19 protein-coding genes are annotated in these 19,281 nt (G+C 72.3%); 6 read left to right on the top strand and 13 right to left on the bottom strand.

All coding sequences use genetic code 11. The annotated features are described in order from the left end of the window. Positions 1-39: 39 nt before the first annotated feature. Positions 40-1,362 carry a PQQ-dependent sugar dehydrogenase gene (locus K7957_RS17565; RefSeq protein ID WP_223013760.1) on the bottom strand — a complete coding sequence of 441 codons (1,323 nt, stop codon included), beginning with the start codon at positions 1,360-1,362 and terminating at the stop codon, positions 40-42. Next, a complete protein-coding gene (locus K7957_RS17560) occupies positions 1,359-1,811 on the bottom strand; it encodes a DUF2231 domain-containing protein (protein ID WP_223013758.1) in 453 nt (150 codons plus the stop codon). Before K7957_RS17560 ends, K7957_RS17565 begins: the two co-directional genes overlap by 4 nt. Before the next feature lie 397 nt (positions 1,812-2,208). On the opposite strand from K7957_RS17560, the gene K7957_RS17555 reads away from it, so the two are divergent. Beyond that, the gene (locus K7957_RS17555; RefSeq protein WP_223013756.1) at positions 2,209-2,796 is read left to right on the top strand and encodes a glutathione S-transferase family protein; all 588 of its coding nucleotides are present in this window, start codon (positions 2,209-2,211) and stop codon (positions 2,794-2,796) included. 126 nt (positions 2,797-2,922) lie between these two features. Continuing rightward, on the top strand, positions 2,923-3,624 hold the full coding sequence (locus K7957_RS17550) for a helix-turn-helix transcriptional regulator (RefSeq protein ID WP_223013754.1): 702 nt from the start codon (positions 2,923-2,925) through the stop codon (positions 3,622-3,624). 4 nt (positions 3,625-3,628) lie between these two features. On the opposite strand, the gene K7957_RS17545 is transcribed toward K7957_RS17550, so the two are convergent. Continuing rightward, positions 3,629-4,324: a glutamine amidotransferase gene (locus K7957_RS17545; RefSeq protein WP_343228448.1), complete on the bottom strand. Its 696-nt coding sequence runs from the start codon at positions 4,322-4,324 to the stop codon at positions 3,629-3,631. A 208-nt stretch (positions 4,325-4,532) separates the two neighbouring features. On the opposite strand from K7957_RS17545, the gene K7957_RS17540 reads away from it, so the two are divergent. The 4 genes from K7957_RS17540 to K7957_RS17525 are packed head-to-tail and all read left to right on the top strand — an operon-like array spanning position 4,533 to position 9,101. Beyond that, entirely contained in the window at positions 4,533-5,039 is a 507-nt protein-coding gene (locus K7957_RS17540; RefSeq protein WP_223013750.1) for a 2Fe-2S iron-sulfur cluster-binding protein, read from the top strand. Next, a complete protein-coding gene (locus K7957_RS17535) occupies positions 5,036-6,025 on the top strand; it encodes an FAD binding domain-containing protein (RefSeq protein WP_223013748.1) in 990 nt (329 codons plus the stop codon). The genes K7957_RS17540 and K7957_RS17535 overlap by 4 nt, the downstream gene beginning before the upstream one ends. Then, positions 6,022-8,361 (top strand): xanthine dehydrogenase family protein molybdopterin-binding subunit, encoded by a 2,340-nt coding sequence (locus tag K7957_RS17530; protein WP_223013746.1) that lies wholly within the window; start codon positions 6,022-6,024, stop codon positions 8,359-8,361. The genes K7957_RS17535 and K7957_RS17530 overlap by 4 nt, the downstream gene beginning before the upstream one ends. Before the next feature lie 56 nt (positions 8,362-8,417). After that, positions 8,418-9,101 (top strand): AcvB/VirJ family lysyl-phosphatidylglycerol hydrolase, encoded by a 684-nt coding sequence (locus tag K7957_RS17525; RefSeq protein ID WP_343228447.1) that lies wholly within the window; start codon positions 8,418-8,420, stop codon positions 9,099-9,101. Between the two features lie 240 nt (positions 9,102-9,341). Here the strand turns inward: K7957_RS17525 and K7957_RS17520 are convergent, their stop codons facing one another. The 10 genes from K7957_RS17520 to K7957_RS17475 form a co-directional block, all read right to left on the bottom strand. Continuing rightward, entirely contained in the window at positions 9,342-10,763 is a 1,422-nt protein-coding gene (locus tag K7957_RS17520) for an efflux transporter outer membrane subunit (protein WP_223013744.1), read from the bottom strand. Continuing rightward, positions 10,760-11,653, bottom strand: a complete 894-nt coding sequence (locus K7957_RS17515; protein ID WP_223013742.1) for an efflux RND transporter periplasmic adaptor subunit — start codon at positions 11,651-11,653, stop codon at positions 10,760-10,762. The genes K7957_RS17520 and K7957_RS17515 overlap by 4 nt, the downstream gene beginning before the upstream one ends. 5 nt (positions 11,654-11,658) lie before the next feature. Further along, positions 11,659-11,883 (bottom strand): DUF1656 domain-containing protein, encoded by a 225-nt coding sequence (locus K7957_RS17510; protein WP_223013740.1) that lies wholly within the window; start codon positions 11,881-11,883, stop codon positions 11,659-11,661. Continuing rightward, positions 11,880-13,886 (bottom strand): FUSC family protein, encoded by a 2,007-nt coding sequence (locus K7957_RS17505; RefSeq protein WP_223013738.1) that lies wholly within the window; start codon positions 13,884-13,886, stop codon positions 11,880-11,882. The genes K7957_RS17510 and K7957_RS17505 overlap by 4 nt, the downstream gene beginning before the upstream one ends. Before the next feature lies 1 nt (position 13,887). Next, entirely contained in the window at positions 13,888-14,331 is a 444-nt protein-coding gene (locus K7957_RS17500) for a MarR family winged helix-turn-helix transcriptional regulator (protein ID WP_223013736.1), read from the bottom strand. A 134-nt stretch (positions 14,332-14,465) separates the two neighbouring features. Further along, a complete protein-coding gene (locus K7957_RS17495) occupies positions 14,466-15,332 on the bottom strand; it encodes an SDR family oxidoreductase (RefSeq protein WP_223013734.1) in 867 nt (288 codons plus the stop codon). 227 nt (positions 15,333-15,559) lie between these two features. Then, positions 15,560-16,231, bottom strand: coding sequence for a hypothetical protein (locus K7957_RS17490; RefSeq protein WP_223013732.1), 672 nt, complete (start codon positions 16,229-16,231; stop codon positions 15,560-15,562). After that, a complete protein-coding gene (locus tag K7957_RS17485) occupies positions 16,225-17,022 on the bottom strand; it encodes a metallophosphoesterase family protein (protein WP_223013730.1) in 798 nt (265 codons plus the stop codon). Before K7957_RS17485 ends, K7957_RS17490 begins: the two co-directional genes overlap by 7 nt. 27 nt (positions 17,023-17,049) lie before the next feature. Next, positions 17,050-17,970, bottom strand: coding sequence for a hypothetical protein (locus K7957_RS17480; RefSeq protein WP_223013728.1), 921 nt, complete (start codon positions 17,968-17,970; stop codon positions 17,050-17,052). Between the two features lie 272 nt (positions 17,971-18,242). Next, positions 18,243-19,046, bottom strand: coding sequence for a COG4705 family protein (locus K7957_RS17475; protein WP_223013726.1), 804 nt, complete (start codon positions 19,044-19,046; stop codon positions 18,243-18,245). Between the last annotated feature and the right edge of the window lie 235 nt (positions 19,047-19,281).

Genomic DNA, 19,281 nt, shown 5'->3' with positions numbered 1-19,281 from the left:
GCGCTTCGCTACGCGCTTCGCGCCGCGCTGGCCAGCGTCTCAGCCGCCGGCATAGCTGACGCGCCACACCGTGCCGCCGACGTCGTCCGCGATCAGCAGCCGTCCGCGCGGATCGACCGCGACGCCGACCGGGCGCCCGCGCGCCTTGCCGTCCTTGAGGAAGCCGGTGACGAAGTCGCGCGGCATCCCGACCGGGCGCGCGTCGCGAAAGGCGATAAAGGCCACCTTGTAGCCGTGCGGCTCGGTGCGGTTCCAGCTGCCGTGCTCGCCGACGAAGGCCCCGCCGCGGTACCCCGCCGGGAAGCTCTCCCCGGTGTAGAAAGCGAGGCCGAGCGGCGCGACGTGCGAGCCGAGCGCGTAATCAGGCGCGATCGCGCGCGCGACCAAGTCGGGGCGCTGCGGTTTGACCCGCGGGTCGAGGTGCTGGCCGTAATAGCTATAGGGCCAGCCGTAGAAGGCGCCGGGTCGCACCGTGGTGAGATAGTCGGGCACCAGATTGGGGCCGAGCTCGTCGCGCTCGTTGATCACTGCCCACAGCGTGTCGGTGCCGGGATAGAAGGTGAGCCCGTTGGGGTTGCGCAAGCCGGTCGCGAACGGTCGTGACGCGCCGGTCCGCGGATCGACCTCGAAGATCGCGGCACGGTCCCGCTCGGCGTCGCTGCCGCGCTCCATCGCGTTGCTGTTCGAGCCCACGCCGACGTACAGCCGCGTGCCATCGGGGCTGGCGGTCAGGCTCTTGGTCCAGTGATGGTTGATCGTGCCCGCCGGCAGCGGGGTCAGCCGCATCGCCGGACCGGTGATCCGCGACTGCCCCGGCGTGAACGGATAGCGCACGATCGCGTCGGTATTCGCGACATAGAGCTGGCCGCTGAGCGCGACCACGCCGAATGGGGCGTTGAGCGAGTCGACCAGCACCGAGCGCGCGGTCGGGCTGCCGTCGCCGCCCGCACCGCTCAGCAGGGTCAGGCGGTTGCTCGCCGCCGGCGCGTCGCCGCTCTGCGTCTGCGAGTGCGCGCGTGCCATCACCCAGTCGCGGATCGGGTCCTTCGGGCGCTGCACCGGCTCCTTGCCCTCGTTGCGGGACTCCACCACCAGCACGTCGCCGTTGGGGAGGGCGACGACGTTGCGCGGGTTGCTGAGCCCGCTCGCGAGCGGCTCGATGCGGAAGCCGGCGGGGACGGTGGGAGTCTCGCCCTTTCTCCAGCCCACGGTCTCATAGACGCCGACGTCCGCGACGAGCTGCTCGTGCGGCGCCGGCAGCACGGGGTTGGCGCCGTACTGGCGGTGCTGGTCGATCTGCTGCCCGCTGCCGCAGGCGGCAAGCGGGAGCGCGACGAGCGCGAGCGTCAGCCGTCGGGTCATCGCACGTCTCCCGAGCGGCGTCGCGGCACCGCCTGCCAGAACCACCCCGCGGCGAGTGCCAGCAGCACGGCGGCCGCCGATAGCGCGAGCCCGGTCGGCACCACCGCGGTCCAACCGTCGCGCGCGTGGATGAAGGAGTTGAGCACCTCGACGATCCAGGCCGAGAGCAGCAACGCGAAGTGCAGCCCGAGCGCACCCCTTCGTGCGGCGCCAGCGCGGACCAGCTCGACCAGCAGCACAATGCCCGCTAGGCCGCCCGCGACAAGACCGGCGAGCAGCAGCCACGACGAGAAGTCGAGCCACATCATCTCGGCGCTCGCGACATAGGCGAGGTCGGTCGCCAGCGCGGCAACGAACAAGGTGATCGGCACGGGCAGCAGCACCGGGTAGATCGGCCGCCCCGCGAGTGCGAGCGGAGCGAGCACTGGGCGCCCGGGGCTGGATGCCATGGGAGAGGTCCTTCGGTCCGAGTGGCGCGAGTACGAGCGGGCGATGCGTGCAGTTCCGCGCGGAGCGGGAGAAGGGTGTCGATCGAGATCATGGCGGTAGGGTATTGCTGGTCCTCCCTCCGCTCGAATCTCTCTTTCATGGGCGTTTCCTTTCCCCCGTCATCCCCGCAGGCGGGGATCCAGACACGCTTGCGTCCGCGCTTCTTGCCTCAGCGTCGACGTGTCTGGATCCCGCCTTCGCGGGAATGACGAGAAAGGGGCTGCGTCGGTAGCTCCGACCCGCCCGCCTTTCTTCCTACCCGTGCTCTCGGCACATCTCACCCTGCTGCCACCACGCTGGCCACAGGCCCGGCCTACACCGTCTCCACCGGCCGCCACGGCCCCGAGGAGATACCGCATGCTGACGCTGTTCCACGCCCCGCGCTCGCGCTCGACCAGGATCATCTGGCTGCTCGAGGAGCTCGGTGTGCCCTATCAGCTCCGCTACGTCACGATCCGCTACCGCGACGGCAGCGGCGAGGGACCCGACGCCGCCAATCCGCACCCTGACAAGAAGGTGCCCGCGCTGCTCGACGACGACGTGCTCGTCACCGAATCCGCCGCGGTGGCGACCTATCTCGCCGACCAGGCGGACGGTGCCGGTCTCTCGCCTTGGATCGGCGACCGCGACCGCGGCGCATATCTGACCTGGCTGAGCTGGACCGAGGGCGAGTTCGGCCCCGCGATCGGCGCGCGCTTCGGCGCCCCCGCGGGAGAGACCCCGCCGGCCTTCGCCGCCGCGCTCGCTCGGGTCGAGCGCGCGCTGTCGGACGGGCCGTGGCTGCTGGGCGAGCGCTTCAGCGCGGCCGACGTGATGCTGGGCGGCACGCTCGGCTGGGCGCAGCAGCTGATCCCGAGCGACGGCGTCATCCCGGCCTATCTCGCGCGGCTCACTCAGCGCCCCGGCTTCCAGCGCGCCATGGCGCGCGACGCGGTGCCGGCGTGACCGCGCGCGACCTGCGCTGGGCAGCGGCGGGATTTGTCGCGACGTCGTTGCTCATCCTGGCGAACGCTACCCCGGCGCTCTTCTGCGCGCTCGCAACGCCGCTCGCGCGGCTCTAGGCTCGGCCGCATGCGCCGCGCCGACCGCCTGTTCGAGATCGTCCAGCTGCTTCGCCGCGCGACGGGCCCGATGACCGCGGACGCGATCGCGACCGAGCTCGAGACCAGCCGGCGCTCGGTCTATCGCGACGTGGCCGCGCTGGTGGCGCAGCGCGTGCCGGTCCGAGGCGAGGCCGGGATCGGCTATGTGCTGGAGCGCGGCTTCGACATGCCACCGCTGATGCTCACTTCGGACGAGGTCGAGGCGGTGGTGCTCGGCGCGCAATGGGTGCTGGTCCACGCCGACGAGGGACTGGCGAGCGCCGCGGCCGACGTGCTCGCCAAGGTCGCGGCGGTGATCCCGGAGCGGCTGCGCGCCGCGATCGACGAGCCCGCGGTGATCACCCCGCCCTCGTGGGGCGAGCGCGCCGACGCCGGGGTCGACGTCGCGCGGTTGCGCGCCTGGAGCCTGCAGGGGCGCAAGCTGCGGATCGGCTATGCCGATGCGGCCGGCGCGCCGAGCGAGCGGACGGTGTGGCCGTTCCTGGTCGGCTATATGGACGGCATGCGCATGCTGATCGCCTGGTGCGAGCTGCGCGGCGACTTCCGCATGTTCCGCACCGACCGGCTCGCGGGCGTGACCTTCCTCGACGAGCGCTATCCCGAGCGCCGCGCGGTGCTCCGCCGGCGCTGGCTGGCGATGATGGCGGCGCGGCGCGAGGCGGCGGGGTAAGCGCTCAGCTCGACGCGAACAGCCAGCGGGTGAGCACCGCCGCGGCCGCGTGGCGCAGGGCGGCGTCGTGACGCGCGGCGTCGCGCGCGATCGCGGCGGGAGCGATCTGCGCGGCGCGCAGCTCGGCGGCGTGGCCCGCGAGCCACCGCTCGATCCTGTCCGCCTCGAGGTGGAATTGCAGCGCGAGCGCGTGGCGGCCGAACGCGAACGCCTGCTGGCGATACAGGTCGGTCGAGGCGAGCAGAGTAGCGCCCGCCGGAAGGTCGAAGGTGTCGCCGTGCCAGTGCAGGACCGGCTGGTTCGCGGGCAGAGCGGCGAGCGGCGAGACCGCTCCCGCCGCGGTGAGCGTCACCGGCGCGTAGCCGATCTCCTTGGCCGGCCCCGGGTAGACGCGCGCGCCGAGCGCCGCCGCGATCAGCTGCGCGCCGAGGCACAGCCCGAGCGTGGACCGCTCCGCCGCCAGCCGCGCGCGCAGCAGCGCCAGTTCGTCGCCGAGAAACGGGTGCTTCGACGCCTCGTAGACGCCCATCGGGCCGCCGAGCACGATCAGCAGGTCGGGCGCGAGCGGGTCGAGCGCGGCGACGCTACCCTCGGCCGCCTCGACGTAGCGGATCGCGTAGCCGGCGGCGCGCAGCGGCGCGTCGAGATGGCCGAGGTCCTCGAAGGCGACATGGCGGATCGCGACGGCGGTGAGCGGCACGGGGGACCTCCACGAATGTGACCGACGCGGCAAACGATTCGCGTCCTCTCGCCCCCACTTACCCCAGCCGGGCGGGCGCGCCACGATGAGGCGCCGTCGCGCCCGGTCGAGTGTCGCAGCGCAGCGAAAAACGGCGCGGACTTTCCGAAACTTGGTATAGGTTAACCGAGGCGCACGCGCCGCATCGGAGAGGTAGGGAGAAGCCCTTATGTCGCTCATCGTCAACGGGGAGGCGGTGGCGCTGCCATCCGACCCGCGAGTCTCGCTGCTCGACCATCTGCGCGAGACGCTGCAACTCACCGGCACCAAGAAGGGCTGTAACCAGGGCGCGTGCGGTGCGTGCACGGTGCTGGTGGAGGGCGAGCGGATCCTCTCCTGCCTCGCGCTGGCGGTGCAATATGAGGGTCGCTCGGTCACCACGATCGAGGGGCTGGCGGGCGAGGATGGGCTCCACCCGCTGCAACAGGCCTTCATCGAGCATGACGGCTTCCAATGCGGCTATTGCACGCCCGGCCAGATCTGCTCGGCGATCGGCATGGCGGCGGAGGCGGGCCGCGGCGTGCCGAGCCACGTCAGCGCCGACCTCACCGCCGCGGTCGCGCTGACGCGCGAGGAGGTGCAGGAGCGGATGAGCGGCAACCTGTGCCGCTGCGGCGCGCACAACGGGATCGTCGACGCGATCCGCGCCACCGTCGCGGCGGAGTGGGCGGCATGACGCCCTTCACCTATGCCCGCGCGGGCGACGCCGGCGAGGCGCTGCGGCTCGGCGCGGCGAGCGCCACCGCCTATCTCGGCGGCGGCACCAACCTCGTCGACCTGATGCGCGAGACGGTGGCCCGGCCCGAGGCGCTGGTCGACGTCACCGGCCTCTCCGCCGCGATCGCGGAGACCGGCGGCGGGGGGCTGCGGATCGGCGCGGCCGCGCGCAACACCGCGCTGGCGGAGCATCGCGCGGTGCGCGAGCGCTACCCGATGCTGTCGCGCGCGATCCTGGCCGGCGCCTCGGCGCAGATCCGCAACATGGCGACGGTCGGCGGCAATTTGCTCCAGCGCACGCGCTGCACGTATTTCTACGACACCGACGGATCGCGCTGCAACAAGCGCTCGCCCGGCGAAGGCTGCGACGCGCGTGACGGCTTCAACCGCATCCATGCGGTGCTCGGCGCGTCCGAGGCGTGCGTCGCGACCCATCCCAGCGACATGTGCGTCGCGCTGGTCGCGCTCGACGCGCAGGTCCATGTCGCCGGCGCCGGCGGCGAGCGCACGGTGCCGATCGCCGATCTCCATCGCCTGCCGGGCGACTCGCCCGACCGCGACACGGTGCTGGCGCCGGGCGAGCTGATCACGGCGATCGAGCTGCCCGCGCTGCCGCTGGCGGCGCGCTCGACCTATCGCAAGGTGCGCGACCGGGCGAGCTACGCCTTCGCGCTGATCTCCGTCGCGGCGGCGATCGAGCTCGACGGCGAGCGCGTCGGCGACGTGCGCGTCGCGTTCGGCGGGGTGGCGCACAAGCCGTGGCGCGCGCTCAAGGCCGAGGCTGCGTTGCGCGGTGGCCCGGCCACGGCGGAGGCGTTCCACGCCGCCGCGGCGCTGGAGTTCGCCGACGCCGCGCCGCTGCGGCACAATGCGTTCAAGCCGGCGCTGGCGGGGCGGACCCTCGCCGCGGTGCTGGGCGAGCTGGTCAAGGGAGAGGCGGCATGAGCATCGTCGACACGGTCAAGCAGGCCGCCCAGGGTCTGGTGCAGGGCGCGATGACCAAGCTGGTCCCGCTCGCGCCCGACAGCTGGATCCCCGGCGGCGTCCCCGACCCGCTGATCCAGCACAAGCACGGGCTGATCGGCACGTCGGTGTCGCGGCTCGACGGACCGCTCAAGGTGAAGGGTGCGGCGCCGTTCGCGGCGGAGTTCCGCTTCGACGACATGGCCTATTGCGCGTTGGTCTACGCCACCATCCCGCGCGGGCGAATCACGGCGATCGACGCCGCCGCGGCCGAGGCGGCCCCCGGCGTGGTGCTGGTGATGTCGCATTTGAACGCGCCGCAGATGAACAAGCCGCCCGCGTTCGGCTCCTCGCCGCACGGTGTCGGCCCCGCCGACCTGACGATCTTCCAGGACGATCGCGTTCACTGGAACGGCCAGCCGATCGTCGCGGTGCTGGCCGAGACGCAGGAGCAGGCCGACCATGCCGCCGCGCTGGTCGAGGTCACGTACGCAGCCGAGCCATCGACCACCTCGCTCGAGGGCGCCAAGGCGAACGGCATCACGCAGGGCCTGTTCATGGGCCAGCCGTTGCTCAACGAGATCGGCGACGCCGAGGGCGCGCTGGCGCGGGCCGCGGTCACGGTCGACGCGGTGTATCGCACGCCGCGGCACAACCATAACCCGATCGAGCCGCACGCCGCGACGATCGCCTGGGTCGGCGACGAGCTGGTGATCCACGACGCCAGCCAGATGGTGACCCAGCAGGCGCAGACGATCGGCGAGGTGTTCGACCTGAAGCCCGAGCAGGTGCGGCTGACCTCGCCCTACGTCGGCGGCGGGTTCGGCAGCAAGGGGCTGTGGGACCATCAGGTGATCGGCGCCGCCGCGGCGAAGATGGCGGGGCGCCCGGTGCGGATCGCGCTGTCGCGCGAGGGCGTGTACCGCGTCGTCGGCGGGCGGACGCTGACCGAGCAGCGAGTCGCGATCGGCGCCAGCGCGGACGGCCGATTCGAGGCGCTGATCCACACCGGCCTCTCCGTGATGACGCCGCACAACAACATGCCCGAGCCGTTCATCCTCGGCACGCGCGCGGGTTACGCCTGCCCCAATATCCGGCTGCAGGTGGAGGTGACGCAGATGAACATGCTCGCCAACACCTTCATGCGCGCGCCGGGCGAGGCGGTCGGCACTTTCGCGCTCGAGTCGGCGATCGACGAGCTCGCGGTGGCGCTGGCGATCGACCCGGTCGAGCTGCGGCTGCGCAACGAGCCCGACAAGGATCCCACCACCGGTCTGCCCTTCTCGTCGCGCCACATCGACCAGGCGTGGCGCGACGGCGCGGCGCGCTTCGGCTGGTCGGACCGCGGGGCGCCGGGCGCGCGCCGCGACGGCGAGTGGCTGGTCGGCACCGGCTGCGCCACCGGCACCTATCCCTATTATCGCATGCCCGGCGCCGAGGCGCGGATCACGCTTCGCCGCGACGGCGACGGCGTCCGCGCGCTGGTCGAGGTCGCGGCGGCGGAGATGGGGATGGGCACCTCCACCACCACCGCGATCGTCGCCGCCGAGCGGCTCGGCCTGTCGCTCGACCGCGTCGAGGTCGCCTACGGCGACTCCGCCATCCCCGGCGCGATCATGGCGGGCGGGTCGCAGCAGACCGCCGCGATCGGCGCGGCGGTGATCGCGGCGCACAACGCGCTGGTGGCCGAGCTGCTGACGCTGGCAGGCAACGACTCGCCGCTCGCGGGCCTCGCGGCGGGCGACGTCGGCAGCGAGGACGGCGGGCTGGCCAAGCTCGACGACGCCGCGCGGCGCGAGAGCTACGCCTCGATCCTGGCGCGCGCGCAGCGGGACGAGGTGAGCGTCACCAAGGCCGGCACGCCGCCGCTCGAGCTGATGCACTGGTCGATGCACTCGCACAGCGCCCTGTTCTGCGAGGTGAAGGTCAACGCGGTGACGGGCGAGACGCGGGTCAGCCGCTTCCTCGGCGCGTTCGACTGCGGGCGCATCCTGAACGCCAAGACCGCGGCGAGCCAGTTCCGCGGCGGCATCATCATGGGGCTGGGCCTCGCGCTGATGGAGGAGACACAGTTCGACGAGCGCAACGGCCGGATCATGAATCCCAGCCTCGCCGAATATCACCTGCCCGTGCACCTCGACGTGCCCGAGATCGACGTGATCTGGACTGACATCCCTGACCCGCACACGCCGATGGGCGCGCACGGCGTCGGCGAGATCGGCATCACCGGGGTCGGCGCGGCGGTGGCCAACGCGATCTACAACGCCACCGGCCGGCGCGTGCGCGACCTGCCGATCACGCTGGACAAACTGCTATAGCGCGGCGGGGGGGAAGGCGCGCGGGGCCGCGCTCGGCCTTCTGGCGCGGGCTGCGGGTGAGCCTGGTCAGCTCGGCCTTCGTCTGCGCGGCGGTGGCCGCGGCGGGCTATTTCGACCGCGACGCGGTGCACGTCTACCCGGCGCGCCCGCCGGTGCGCGACGTCGCGGTGATCAACGTCTCGGGCGACATGGGGCTGCGCTTCCTGCTCGGCGCCTCGACCTCGCGCGGGCTGACCGAGCATCATATCGGCGTGGTGGGCATCTCCTCGCCGGTCTATTTCCGCCGACGCCGCACCCGTGAAGAGGTCGACGCCTTCGTCGCCGGCGCGGTGCGCACCGCGCTGGCGCGCACCGGTGCGCGCCGGCTGGTAGTGATGGGCCAGTCCTACGGCGCCGACATCGTCCAGACCGGGATGGCGCATCTGCCGGCCGAGCTGCGTGCGCGGGTGGCGGGGATCATCCTCGTGCTGCCGGGCGACGCGGTCTTCTACCGCGCCGACCCGACCGGCTGGGCCTATCATGGGACGCCCGACAGCGTCGCGGTGACGACCGCGCGCACGCTGACCTGGACGCCGCTGACCTGCATCTATGGCGCGGAAGAGGACGACAGCCTGTGTCCGCTGCTCGATCTGCCCAACCTGCGCAAGGTCGCGATGCCGGGCGGGCACAATATCAAGCACGATGCCGACGGGCTGCTGCGTCATGTGCTCGCGGCGGTCGGACGGGCGAACCGGCCCTGAACGTAGGAGTGGGGCTAAGCTGCATGCGCCGAGATCCTCCCCGGCACGGAGCATCGCGTCGGATCGTCCCCCGGACGATCCTTGATCATGCGGGGCATGATCACTCGGTGCTGGGGACCGCCCGGCGCAGCCGGGTGGTGCAGGGGGGTGCCCGCGAGCGAACCGGCTCGCTCGCGCAGAACCCCCTCCGTCAACCCCGCGGGCCGCCACCTCCCCGCGAGCGGGGAGGATCTAGCCTACTCACGTCTCCCAGCCGCCGCCCAGCGCGAGGAACAGCTGGACCTGGTCCGCCGCCAGCCGGCTGTCCGCCGCGGCGAGCGTCTGCTCGGTGCCGATCAGCGTGCGCTGCGCGTCGAGCACCGGCAGGAAGCCCGTCCGCCCCGCGGTGAACAGCCGCTCCGAGTCGCTCGCCGCCCGCGCCGCCTGCGCACGCGCCTGCGCCAGCGCGGCGCGGCGGTCGAGGTCGCGCGCATAGACGGTCAGCGCAGTCTCGGTCTCGCGCAGCGCGCCGAGGACGACGCCGTCGAAGCTGGCCATCGCGGCATCGGTCTCGGCCTGCGCGCCCGCGATCCGCGCGCGCACGCGGCCGCGGTTGGGGAATTCCCAGCTGATCAGCGGACCGAGCGAGAATTTGTAGGTGTCGCTCGCGAGGGCGTCGCGCAGCAGCCCGACCGAACCGGCGGAGGCGCCGAGCGTCACGCGCGGGTAGAGCGCCGCCTCGGCCACGCCGATCCGCGCGGTCGCGGCGTGGAGCAGCAGTTCGGCGCGGCGCACGTCGGGGCGGCGGCGCAGCAGCGCGGCACCGTCACCGATCGGGATCGGCCGGTCGAGCCGGGGCTCGAGCGCGCAGGCGGCGACGTCGCGGTCGAACTCGGCGGGGGGGCGGCCGGTGAGCGTCGCCAGCCGGAACAGCGCCACCTGCCGCGCCGCGAGCAGAGTCGGCAGCGTGGCGCGGACCTGCTCCTCCTGCGCGCGCGACCGCGTCGCATCGAGCGAGATGCCGCGCCCGGCACGCACCAAGCGCTGTGTCAGCGCCGTGGTGCGCTGCTGCAGCGCGAGCGCTCGCTGCGCCACGCCGACCTCGCGCCCAGCGGCGCAGGTGTCGACATAGGCGCGGGTCGTGTCCGCCACCACGGTGACCTTCACCGCGTCATAGGCAGCGCGCGTCGCGGCCACGTCGGCGGTCGACGCCTCGACCGCGCGGCGCACCTGCCCGGCGAGGTCGAGCTGGTAGGAGACGCCGACCCGGCCCGAATAGACCGGGGCGGAGGGGAGCGCCGCGCCGGGCAACAGCTCCTCCTCGGCCGAGCGCTGCGCATAGCCGGGGGCGACCTCGACCTGCGTCTGCGGGGTGCGGTCGGTCTCGGCGAGGTTGAGCGCGGCGCGGGCGCGCGCGATATTGGCGTCGGCGACGCGCAGGTCGGTGTTATGCGCGATCGCGGCGGTGACGAGCCGGTCGAGCAGAGGATCCTGGTACAGCCGCCACCAATGATCGGGAAGCGGCGCCGGCGCATAGGCGGGCGCGTCACCGGAGATGAAGGCGCCGGTCGCGCTCGGTCGCTCGATCACCGCGACGGCGGGCCGGTGATAGTCGGGGCCCGCGGCGGCGCAGCCGGCGAGCAGCGCGGCGAGCAGCGCGGGGGCAAGGGGACGCGCGCTCACGCGCGATGCTCCCGCGCGGCGGGGGCGGGGGCGGGAGGCACCACCTCGACCGTGGCGGTGCGCCCGACCACGAGCGACGTGCCCGCGGGCAGCCGGTCGATCGTGACCCGCACCGGGATGCGCTGCGCCAGCCGCACCCAGCTGAAGGTCGGGTTGACGTTGGCGAGCATGTTGGCGCCCGCGCTGCGGTCACGATCCTCGATGCCGCCGGCGATGCTCTGGACATGGCCGGCGAGCGCGCCGTCGTCGCCCATCAGCCGCACCCGCACCGCATCGCCGACGTGGATCCGCGGCAGCTTGGTCTCCTCGAAATAGCCGATCACGTGGAGCGAGGCGCGATCGATGATCGCGAAGGCCGGATGCCCCGCGGTGGCATAGTCGCCGGGGCGCAGGTCGAGGTTGGTCACCGTGCCCGCCACGCCTGCGCGCACCAACGTCCGCGCGAGGTTGAGCTCGGCGGTGTCGAGCGCGACGCGTGCCTGCGCCAGCGTCGCCTCGAGCTGCGCGACCTTGGCGAGGCTCTGCTCGCGTACCTCCCCCGCGACCAGGTCGCCGAGTTCGCGGTCGCGCCGCGCCTCACGCCGCGCCTGGGCGAGCTGGACCTGCTGCGCGGTGATCGCCGCGTGCGCCTGCGCCACCGCGAGCCGATAGCGCGGTCGGTCGACCTCGAACAGCGGCGTTCCCGCCGCGACGGGCTGGTTGTCGCGCACGAATACCCGGGTGACGAGGCCCGACACGTCGGGGGCGACCTGGACCACGTCGGCGCGCACGCGGCCGTCTCGGGTCCAGGGCTCCTCCTCGTAGTGGATCCACAGCCGCTGCGCCGCGAGACAGGCGGCGGCGACCACGACCAGCGTCACGGCGACGCGGAGGATGACGATCTTTCTCATGATTCCTAGCCGAAGAGAGCGGCGGGCGCGGTGCCGCCGAGGAGCGCGGCGCAGCCGGCCCAGAGGATGACGGTGAGCGCGACGTCGAACAGTCCGCGGTGCCAGACCAAGCGGTAGAGGCCGATCCGCGCCAGCGCCCAGCCGATCGTCTCCGCGGCGACGAAGGCCAGCACCGCGGCGAGCAGCAGCGGGTGGACGTACACCCCCGCCAGGTCGATCTCGCCGGTCATGCCGCCGCCCTCTCGTCCGGGAGGCCTCGGGCGGCGGGGAAGAAGTTGCGGCGCAGGCCGGTGAGCGCGGCGAGCCGGTCGCGCGGGGCGGGCACCTCCGCCAGCGCCGTCCCGATCGCCGCGTCGAGCCGCGCGAGCAGCGCGGCGTCGGGCACCGCGGCGCCACCGCGGGCGCGCGCGCGATAATGCGCGGCGACGTCGGCACGGAGCGCGGCGAGCGCCTCGTCGCCGGTGTCGTTGGCGGGCGCGAGTTGCGCCAGGTTCACGCCGACGCGCAGCTCACGCAGCGCGGCCATGCCGGCGTCACGGTCGCCCTGTTCAAGGTCGCCGACTCGCGCGCCGAGCAGCCCGACACGGTCGAGCATGCGGCTTCGCCACGCCGGCAGCGGGTCGCGGCCGGGCCGCGCCGCCAGCTCGGCGAGCTCGCGCCACCCAGCGCGGCGCAGCCGGCGCAGCGCGGCGCCCGCGCCGAGGCTGCGGCACAGCCGGGTCGCCACCATCGCCGCGGCGACCCCGGCGAGCTGCGCGACGCTGCCGTTGAAGAAGCCCGCCGCGTCCGCCGTAAAGCTGTTTGTCAGCGCCAGCCCGCCCGCGAGCCCGATCAGCAGCGGCATCATCCGCCCGTACCAGCGCGGCAGCGCCATCAGCGCGCCCGCCGCCAGCAGCACCGGCGCGAGCAGCAGCGCGAGCGTCTCGAAGCTGTGCACCAGCGGCAGCAGCGCGAACAGGTAGAGCGCGACCAGCGGCAGCGACGCGACCGTCCAGATCAGGAAGCCCCGCTGCGCCGGCACCGGATCGTCCATCGTCGCGAAGAAGCAGCATACCACCGCCGCGATCATCGCCGCGATCGCGCCCTCGGGCCAGGCGGCCATGATCCAGAAGCCGCAGCAGGCAAGGATCGCGGCGAAGGTGGCGACGGCGGAGAGCAGCGCGAGCGGCAGGTCGCGGTGCAGCGGCCGCCGCCGCCGCTCGTTCATCAGCCCACGCACCCGTGCCGGCGGCGCGGCGCCGGGATCGATCGCCTGTGCTGCGACCCGTCGCGCGGTGTCGAGCGCCTCGACCAGCTCGCGCAGCCGGTCGAGCAGGTTGGCGATCAACAGCTCGCGCCAGTCCGAGGGCGTCAGCGTGTCAGCGATCCCGTCGACGCGCGCGACCAGGGCGGCGGGCTCGTGCGCGCCGGCGTCGCTCGCCCAGGCGCGGACGTCCTCCACCAGCGCGGCCACGTCGGGCGGCACCTCGCCCACGTCCGCGATCGCGCGAAGCCGGTCCTCGACCGCGGAGACGAGCGGCAGCAGCAGCACGAACCGGTCCTGCAGCGCGCTCAGCAACGCGCGGGTCGGTCGCGCGGCGGCGGTGTCGAATGGGACATGCGTCGCCATCACGTGCAGCTCGGTGACGTCGACGGCGAGGCGGCGGCGCTCCTGGTCCGCGCGATCGATCAGGGTGGGCGCGAGCGCGTCGGCGATCCAGCGCTCGGCCTCCGCCAGCAGCGTCCGAACGCGCGCGCCGAGCAAGGCGGTGACGCTGCGCGGCCACACCGCCGCATGGACGAGCGCGGCGCAGGTCACGCCGATGCCGATCTCCTGCGCACGCAGCACCGCGACGTCGAAGATCGCCTCGGGATGACCCACGGTGGGGAAGCCGATCAGCGCCGCGGTATAGCCGGCGAGCATGAAGAGGTAGGAGCGCGGCGTGCGATCGAGCAGCGAGACGAACTGGCATAGCGCCACCCAGCCGGCGAGCGCGAGCGAGAGCAGCAGCGGCGCATCGACGAGCAGCGGCACCATCACCACCGCGGCGCTCGCGCCGACGACGGTGCCGAGCAGGCGGAACACCGCCTTGGATCGCACCGCACCGCTCAGCGGCTGACTGGTGATGTAGACCGTCGCCATCGCCCAGAACGGGCGGTCGAGTCCGAGCGCGAAGGAGACGTACAGCGCCAGCATCGCCGCGGCGAAGCAATTGGCCGAGAACACGACCTCGCGCGGCCCGAGCCGCGGCACGTCAGGCCTCGCCCGCGCGGGTCAGCGCCTGTGCCAGCCGGCGCAGCACGTCGGTCGCCACCGCGATCTCGGCGGGGTCGATCCCGTCGAACAGCGCGGTGCGGATCTCGGACGAGCGCGTCTCGGCCGCGGCGGCCAGCGCGCGGCCCGCGTCGGTGAGGTGAAGCGTCTTGGCGCGCTTGTCGGCAGGATCGGGGCGGCGCGCGGCGAGACCGGCGCGTTCGATCTGATCGAGCATCGGCACGACCGTGGGCGGCTCGACGCCGAGCTGCTCGGCCAGCGCGCCCTGGCGCACGCCGTCCTCCATCCGCCCGAGCAGCATGACCGCCAGCGCGGAGGAGTGCGATAGCGAGAGGTCCGCCAGCTCACGGTCCAGGTGGCGGCGATAGGACCGCGCCAGCGGGATGAGCAGCGCGGTGAGCTGACGCGCGAGAGGGAGCGACATGTCGGACACGAAAGTTAGATAGCTAACTATCTATCTTCGTGCAAGTCGCGCGGCGAGGGAGGACGTCGTCTACGTCGCGACCGCTCCGCGCCCTTGAGCGAGCGGGGCAGTCCTCTCGCCCGAGCGATTGCGCCTCAGGCTGCCGCCAGACGCGTCGCGGTCTCGCGATAACCGTGCAGCGGCCGGCCGAGCAGCGCGGTCAGGCGCGCGTGATCGCCCGCGGGCGGGATCATGCCGTCGCTGACGTAGCGCTCCGCCATCAACCGCATCTCATAGGCGGCCCAGCGCGGCATGAAGGTCGCCATATTCTGCTCGAAGCCGCTCGGGTCGTCGCCACCGTAGACGATCGGGCGGCCGAGCACGTCCGACCAGATCGCGGCGATATCCGCCCCGGTCAGCGTCTCGGGGCCGACCAGGTTGATCGTCTCGAGCGGCAGCTTGGCGGACGCGCGTTCGCGGCGGATCAACTCGATCGCGGCGACCTCCGCGATATCGCGCGCGTCGACCATCGCGACGCCCTTGCCGCCGATCGGCATCGGGTAGACGCCGTGTTGGAGGATGACGTCCTTCACCATCACCTCGTTGTCGATGAAATAGGTCGGCCGCAGGATCGTCGCCCCCGCATCCATCGCCGCGAGCATCCGCTCGGCGCCCGACTTGACCGCGAAATGCGGCACGTTGACCGCCTCGTCGGCGCCGAACACCGAGACATAGACGATGCGGTCGATCCGGGCCTCGCGCGCGAGATTGAGCGTGATGATCGCCTGGGTGAATTCGTCGCCCGTGACGGCGTTGAGCAGGAACAGCGTGCTCACCCCGGTGAGCGCGGCGCGCACCGAGTCGATGTCGAGCAGGTCGCCCTTCGCGACCTCGACCGCGGCGGGGAAGCTGGCCTTGGCGGGGTCGCGCGTCAGGACGCGGACGTCGGCGTCGCGGACGAGCAGCTGGTCGACGACATGCTGGCCGACGCGGCCGGTGGCACCGATAACGAGAATGGTCATGAGAGGTCTCCTTCGTCTGTCATGCTGACGAAGGAGAGATTGAGTGTTCCAGCCTCACGCGAATAGATCGGTATCCTAGACGCAGCGTCTCTCACGCGGAACGATCTCATGCGATTCTGCGAGGCGTCGACGGGGAACCTTCTCGCGCTGACGTGCCGGCGGGATGCCGATAGTAGCGTCGGCGAGACGGAAGCGCGTGTCGCCGGGCCCATGAGCCCGACCCGTGCTCACCACTGCCGGCGCAAGCTGCGGATCGCCACGACAGAATCGCGCCGGGCGCGCCGATCCGGGGCGGTCACCTCGGTCGTCACCGGCAGAGGGCCTGGATCGTCCTCGAGGCCGGCCATCGGCTCGGGCGCGGCGTGAGCCGGCGCGGGAACCGCGATCGCGGCGGCTTCGACCGCGGCAACCCTGTGATCGGCCAGTGCGATCGCGGGGGTGGGTGTCGTGTCCGGCGCGGCGGGCCATCGAGCGACCGGCGGCACGTACGCGGCAGCGGCAGGTAGCGCCGCGGGTCGCGCGCTCACGCGCGGGCGCGGGGTGCTGCGCGCGACGACAGAGGGCGGCGCGACGGGCGCCAGCGCGACGCTGGCGAGCGAGCGGTCGATGCTGGGTGCGACCGCCGCCCGGCTCGGTGCAGCAGCTGGAACATGGGGCGCGTCTCGAACCTCGTCGCGCGAGAGGGGCAGGAAGGCCAGTCCGGCGATCGCCCCCACCGCGGCGAGACCCAGCGTCACCGACGCTCGCCGCGATCCCGCGAGCGAGCCGGCCAGCCGGTGCGACGCGGACCGGGCTTTGCCATGAGTGTGGGCCGCCATATCGGCGGGCTCGCCGAGCACGGACAGCAGCGCGGCGTCGAGCTGCTCGTCGTCGAAGGCGTTAGAGGGGCCGGTCACCATGCTGCCACCGCTGCCCGGCGGGGGATCGCGCGCTCGTCTAGCGCCGCGCCAGGCGCGGTCGCGTCCGTTGCTTGCAGGAACCAGCGCTCGCCGCGCTCCAGACCCAGAGCGGTGAGGCGGCCCGTGCGATAGGCGCCGGTGTCGATCCCGACGCGATTGGCATGCACCTCGGGGCCGTCCTCGACGATGGTATGACCGTGCACGACGGTGACGCCGTGATCCTCTTCCGAGCCGAGGAACTCCTCCCCGATCCACAGCAGGTCGCGCGGCACCTGGCGCTCGAGCGGGACGCCGGGCCGGATACCCGCGTGGACGAACAGATGGTTCTCGTGGCGCAGCGTGAGCGGCAGCCGCGCCAGCCAGTCGACGACGTCACGGCCGACCAGCTGCGCCGCCGCGCGCAGCTCGCGGATGCCCGGCGCGTCGCCGGTCACCTCGGGCGGCACGCCCCAGCTGAGCAGCGTCTCCCGACCGCCGAAGTCCAGCCACGCGCGATACGCCCAGAGGTCACCGCGGAGCGCGTGTACCATCATCTCCTCGTGATTGCCCTTCAGCACCGTGAACCGCGGGTTGAGCTGGCTGAGCCGCATGCAGCCGCGCACCAGCCGCGCGCTGTCCGGACCGCGATCGACGATGTCGCCGAGCAGGACGATGCGCGTCGCCGCGGGTCCCCGCGCGGCATGATCGCGCTCGATCGAGCGCATCAGCGCGCGGAACAGATCGAAACGGCCGTGCAGGTCGCCGATCGCGTAGATCCGCCCCGACTCGCCCGCCTGATCGCCGCCCGTCACCTCGCCGCTACCCCCTTGCTGGCGCCGTCACTCGCGCGCGCGTGAAAGACCCATCGACACGGCTAAACCCGCCGAGAAGCTCGCCGCACCGCGCGACAGACCCGCGGTGGTGAACCCGGTCAGCCGGAACGGTGTTCCCGTGAGCCGCGTCGAGGCGCCGGCGAACAGCTCGTGCGAGTCCTCGACCAGCCGCGTCGCGGCGCGCGCATAATGGTAGGAAGTCAGAAGATAGGCGTCGCGCCCGATCGCGAAGGAGGCGCCGGCGGAGGCGGCGGGGCCGTCGCGCAGGTCGTAGAGCGCGGTGTCGCCGAGGAAGCGATAGGTTACCGACACGAACGGCGTCACCGCCCCGAGCGGCAGCGACGCGTCGGCGCCGACGGCATAGTCGTTCTCCCCGCTGGAGAGGCCGCTGCGCTGGCTCGCGGTGTTGATCTTGGCGCGCCCGGACAGCTCGATCTCGACCGGGCCGTTGGCGGGGGCGATCGTATAAGCGGCACCGAGCGTGAGATCACCGATGCCCTCCGCGGTCCGCTTCACCGCGGAGGTGTTGGGCGCGACCAGCACCGGGGTGGCATCGATGCCGGTGAACACGGTCGAGCGGCTGCGGATACGCATCCACGGCAGCGAGGCCGAGAGCGTGAGATCGTTGAGCCGCACCCGTGCGCCGAGCGCGGAACTCCAGATCGTCGTCGTCGAGCCCGTGCCGAAATCGCCCTCGCCGTAGGTGCCGCCCAGCGAGACGTCGACCGTTCCGTCACCGCGGTCCAGCCGTTCCATCGCCTGCGGCACCGTGGCAGCGGAGACCGTCGCATTGGCGCTCGACGGCGAGATCGCGTTGGGCACGTCGTAGCGGATGGCCCGCTCGGGCGGATCGAGCACCTGCGCCGCTGCGGGCGCCCCCAAGGCGGAGAAAGCGAGCGCGGCGAGAGCCGCTCTGTCGTGGATCATCGGGCTTCCCCTGAGGCCGGCGTCGCGGTGCCCGCCACCGCGGGGGAGCGGCGGCACCGAATGGTTAATCAACGCCTTACGCGATCAGGCCGGTAGAGAAACAGCGTTGATCATGTGTCAAAAAGTAAATGGATGGTCGGTGGGACGATCATCGCCCTGACGACCTTGGAGCATGTGGTCGCCTCTCCCTGTGACAGAGGGGTGCCCAGCAGCCACGCGGTCGACCGTTCTGGTCAAGATACCTGTGTCGGGGTGGGTCACTCGCCCGTCGGTTATGGTTCATTATGGGACGGCGCGCCCGCCGGTCGCTGCGGCAGCACCACGATCAGGAGCGCGATCGTGGCGGCGAGCGCAAGCGTCGCGACCGGGCGGCTGAGGTCGAGCCCGCCTTTGGCGACCGGCTTGTCGAGATAGTCGCCCACGGTCGCCCCGAGCGGTCGCGTGAGGATGAAAGCGGTCCAGAACAGCAGCACCGGCGACACTCGCGTGCGCCAGTACAGCAGCGCGGTCAGACCGAGCGCCGCGCCGAACACCAGGGCTGCGCCGTCATAGCCCAGGTCGGAGTCGGCGACCCAGTCGCCCAACGCGGTACCGAGCGTCTGCGAGCAGGTGATCGTCAACCAATAGAAGCCCTCGCTGCGGCGGTCCGCGACGCGGCCGATGTCAACGCTGCCGGTGTTCCGCCGCCACAGCAGCAACGCCGCGACGACCAGCGCGAACAGCAGCAGCGCGCCGCCGGGATAGCCCAGGCCGAGCGAGCGCGTCGCGAAATCGGCGAGGGTCGTCCCGGCGGTGGTCGAGGCGAGGATCGTCGCCCAATAGAGCCAAGGGTGGAACCGTCGCGCGCGCACCTGCAGCCAGACGAAGGCGACGAGCAGCACGCCGAAGATCGCGGTGCCGACGAGATAACCGTTGAGCCCGGACGCACCTGCCTCGGGCGTCGTCTCCCCGAGCCAGCTCATCGACACGGCGTCGCCGCCGGTCTCCCCGAGCGTGGTCGCCAGGATCTTGATGAGCCAATAGCCCAGCGTGACCGCGGGGACCTTGGCCACAGCGTGCCCCTCTTTGTCGATCATCCCAGACCCTCTCCGAGCCGACAGAAACCCAAAGCATCGGCCGCTGTCTACTCGCATTTCAAGCACGCAGGCCGCTGCGTGACGAGGCGCTGTCGCCGCGACGGCTCGGTCACCGCTGGATACCAACGCCGGTTAAGGTGGGTCTTTAGGGAAGGTAGATAGTTGCTGCGCATGAGGAAGTTATGGCGCGTTTGATCCACCGGCTGCGGCAGCTGCGACATTCGGACGAGCGGAT

The organism is Sphingomonas yunnanensis (genome assembly GCF_019898765.1).
GTDB classification, from domain to species: Bacteria; Pseudomonadota; Alphaproteobacteria; order Sphingomonadales; family Sphingomonadaceae; genus Sphingomonas; species Sphingomonas yunnanensis.
The sequence above is the reverse complement of the archived record's forward strand: the minus strand, read 5'-3'. Positions and strand labels throughout refer to the sequence as shown.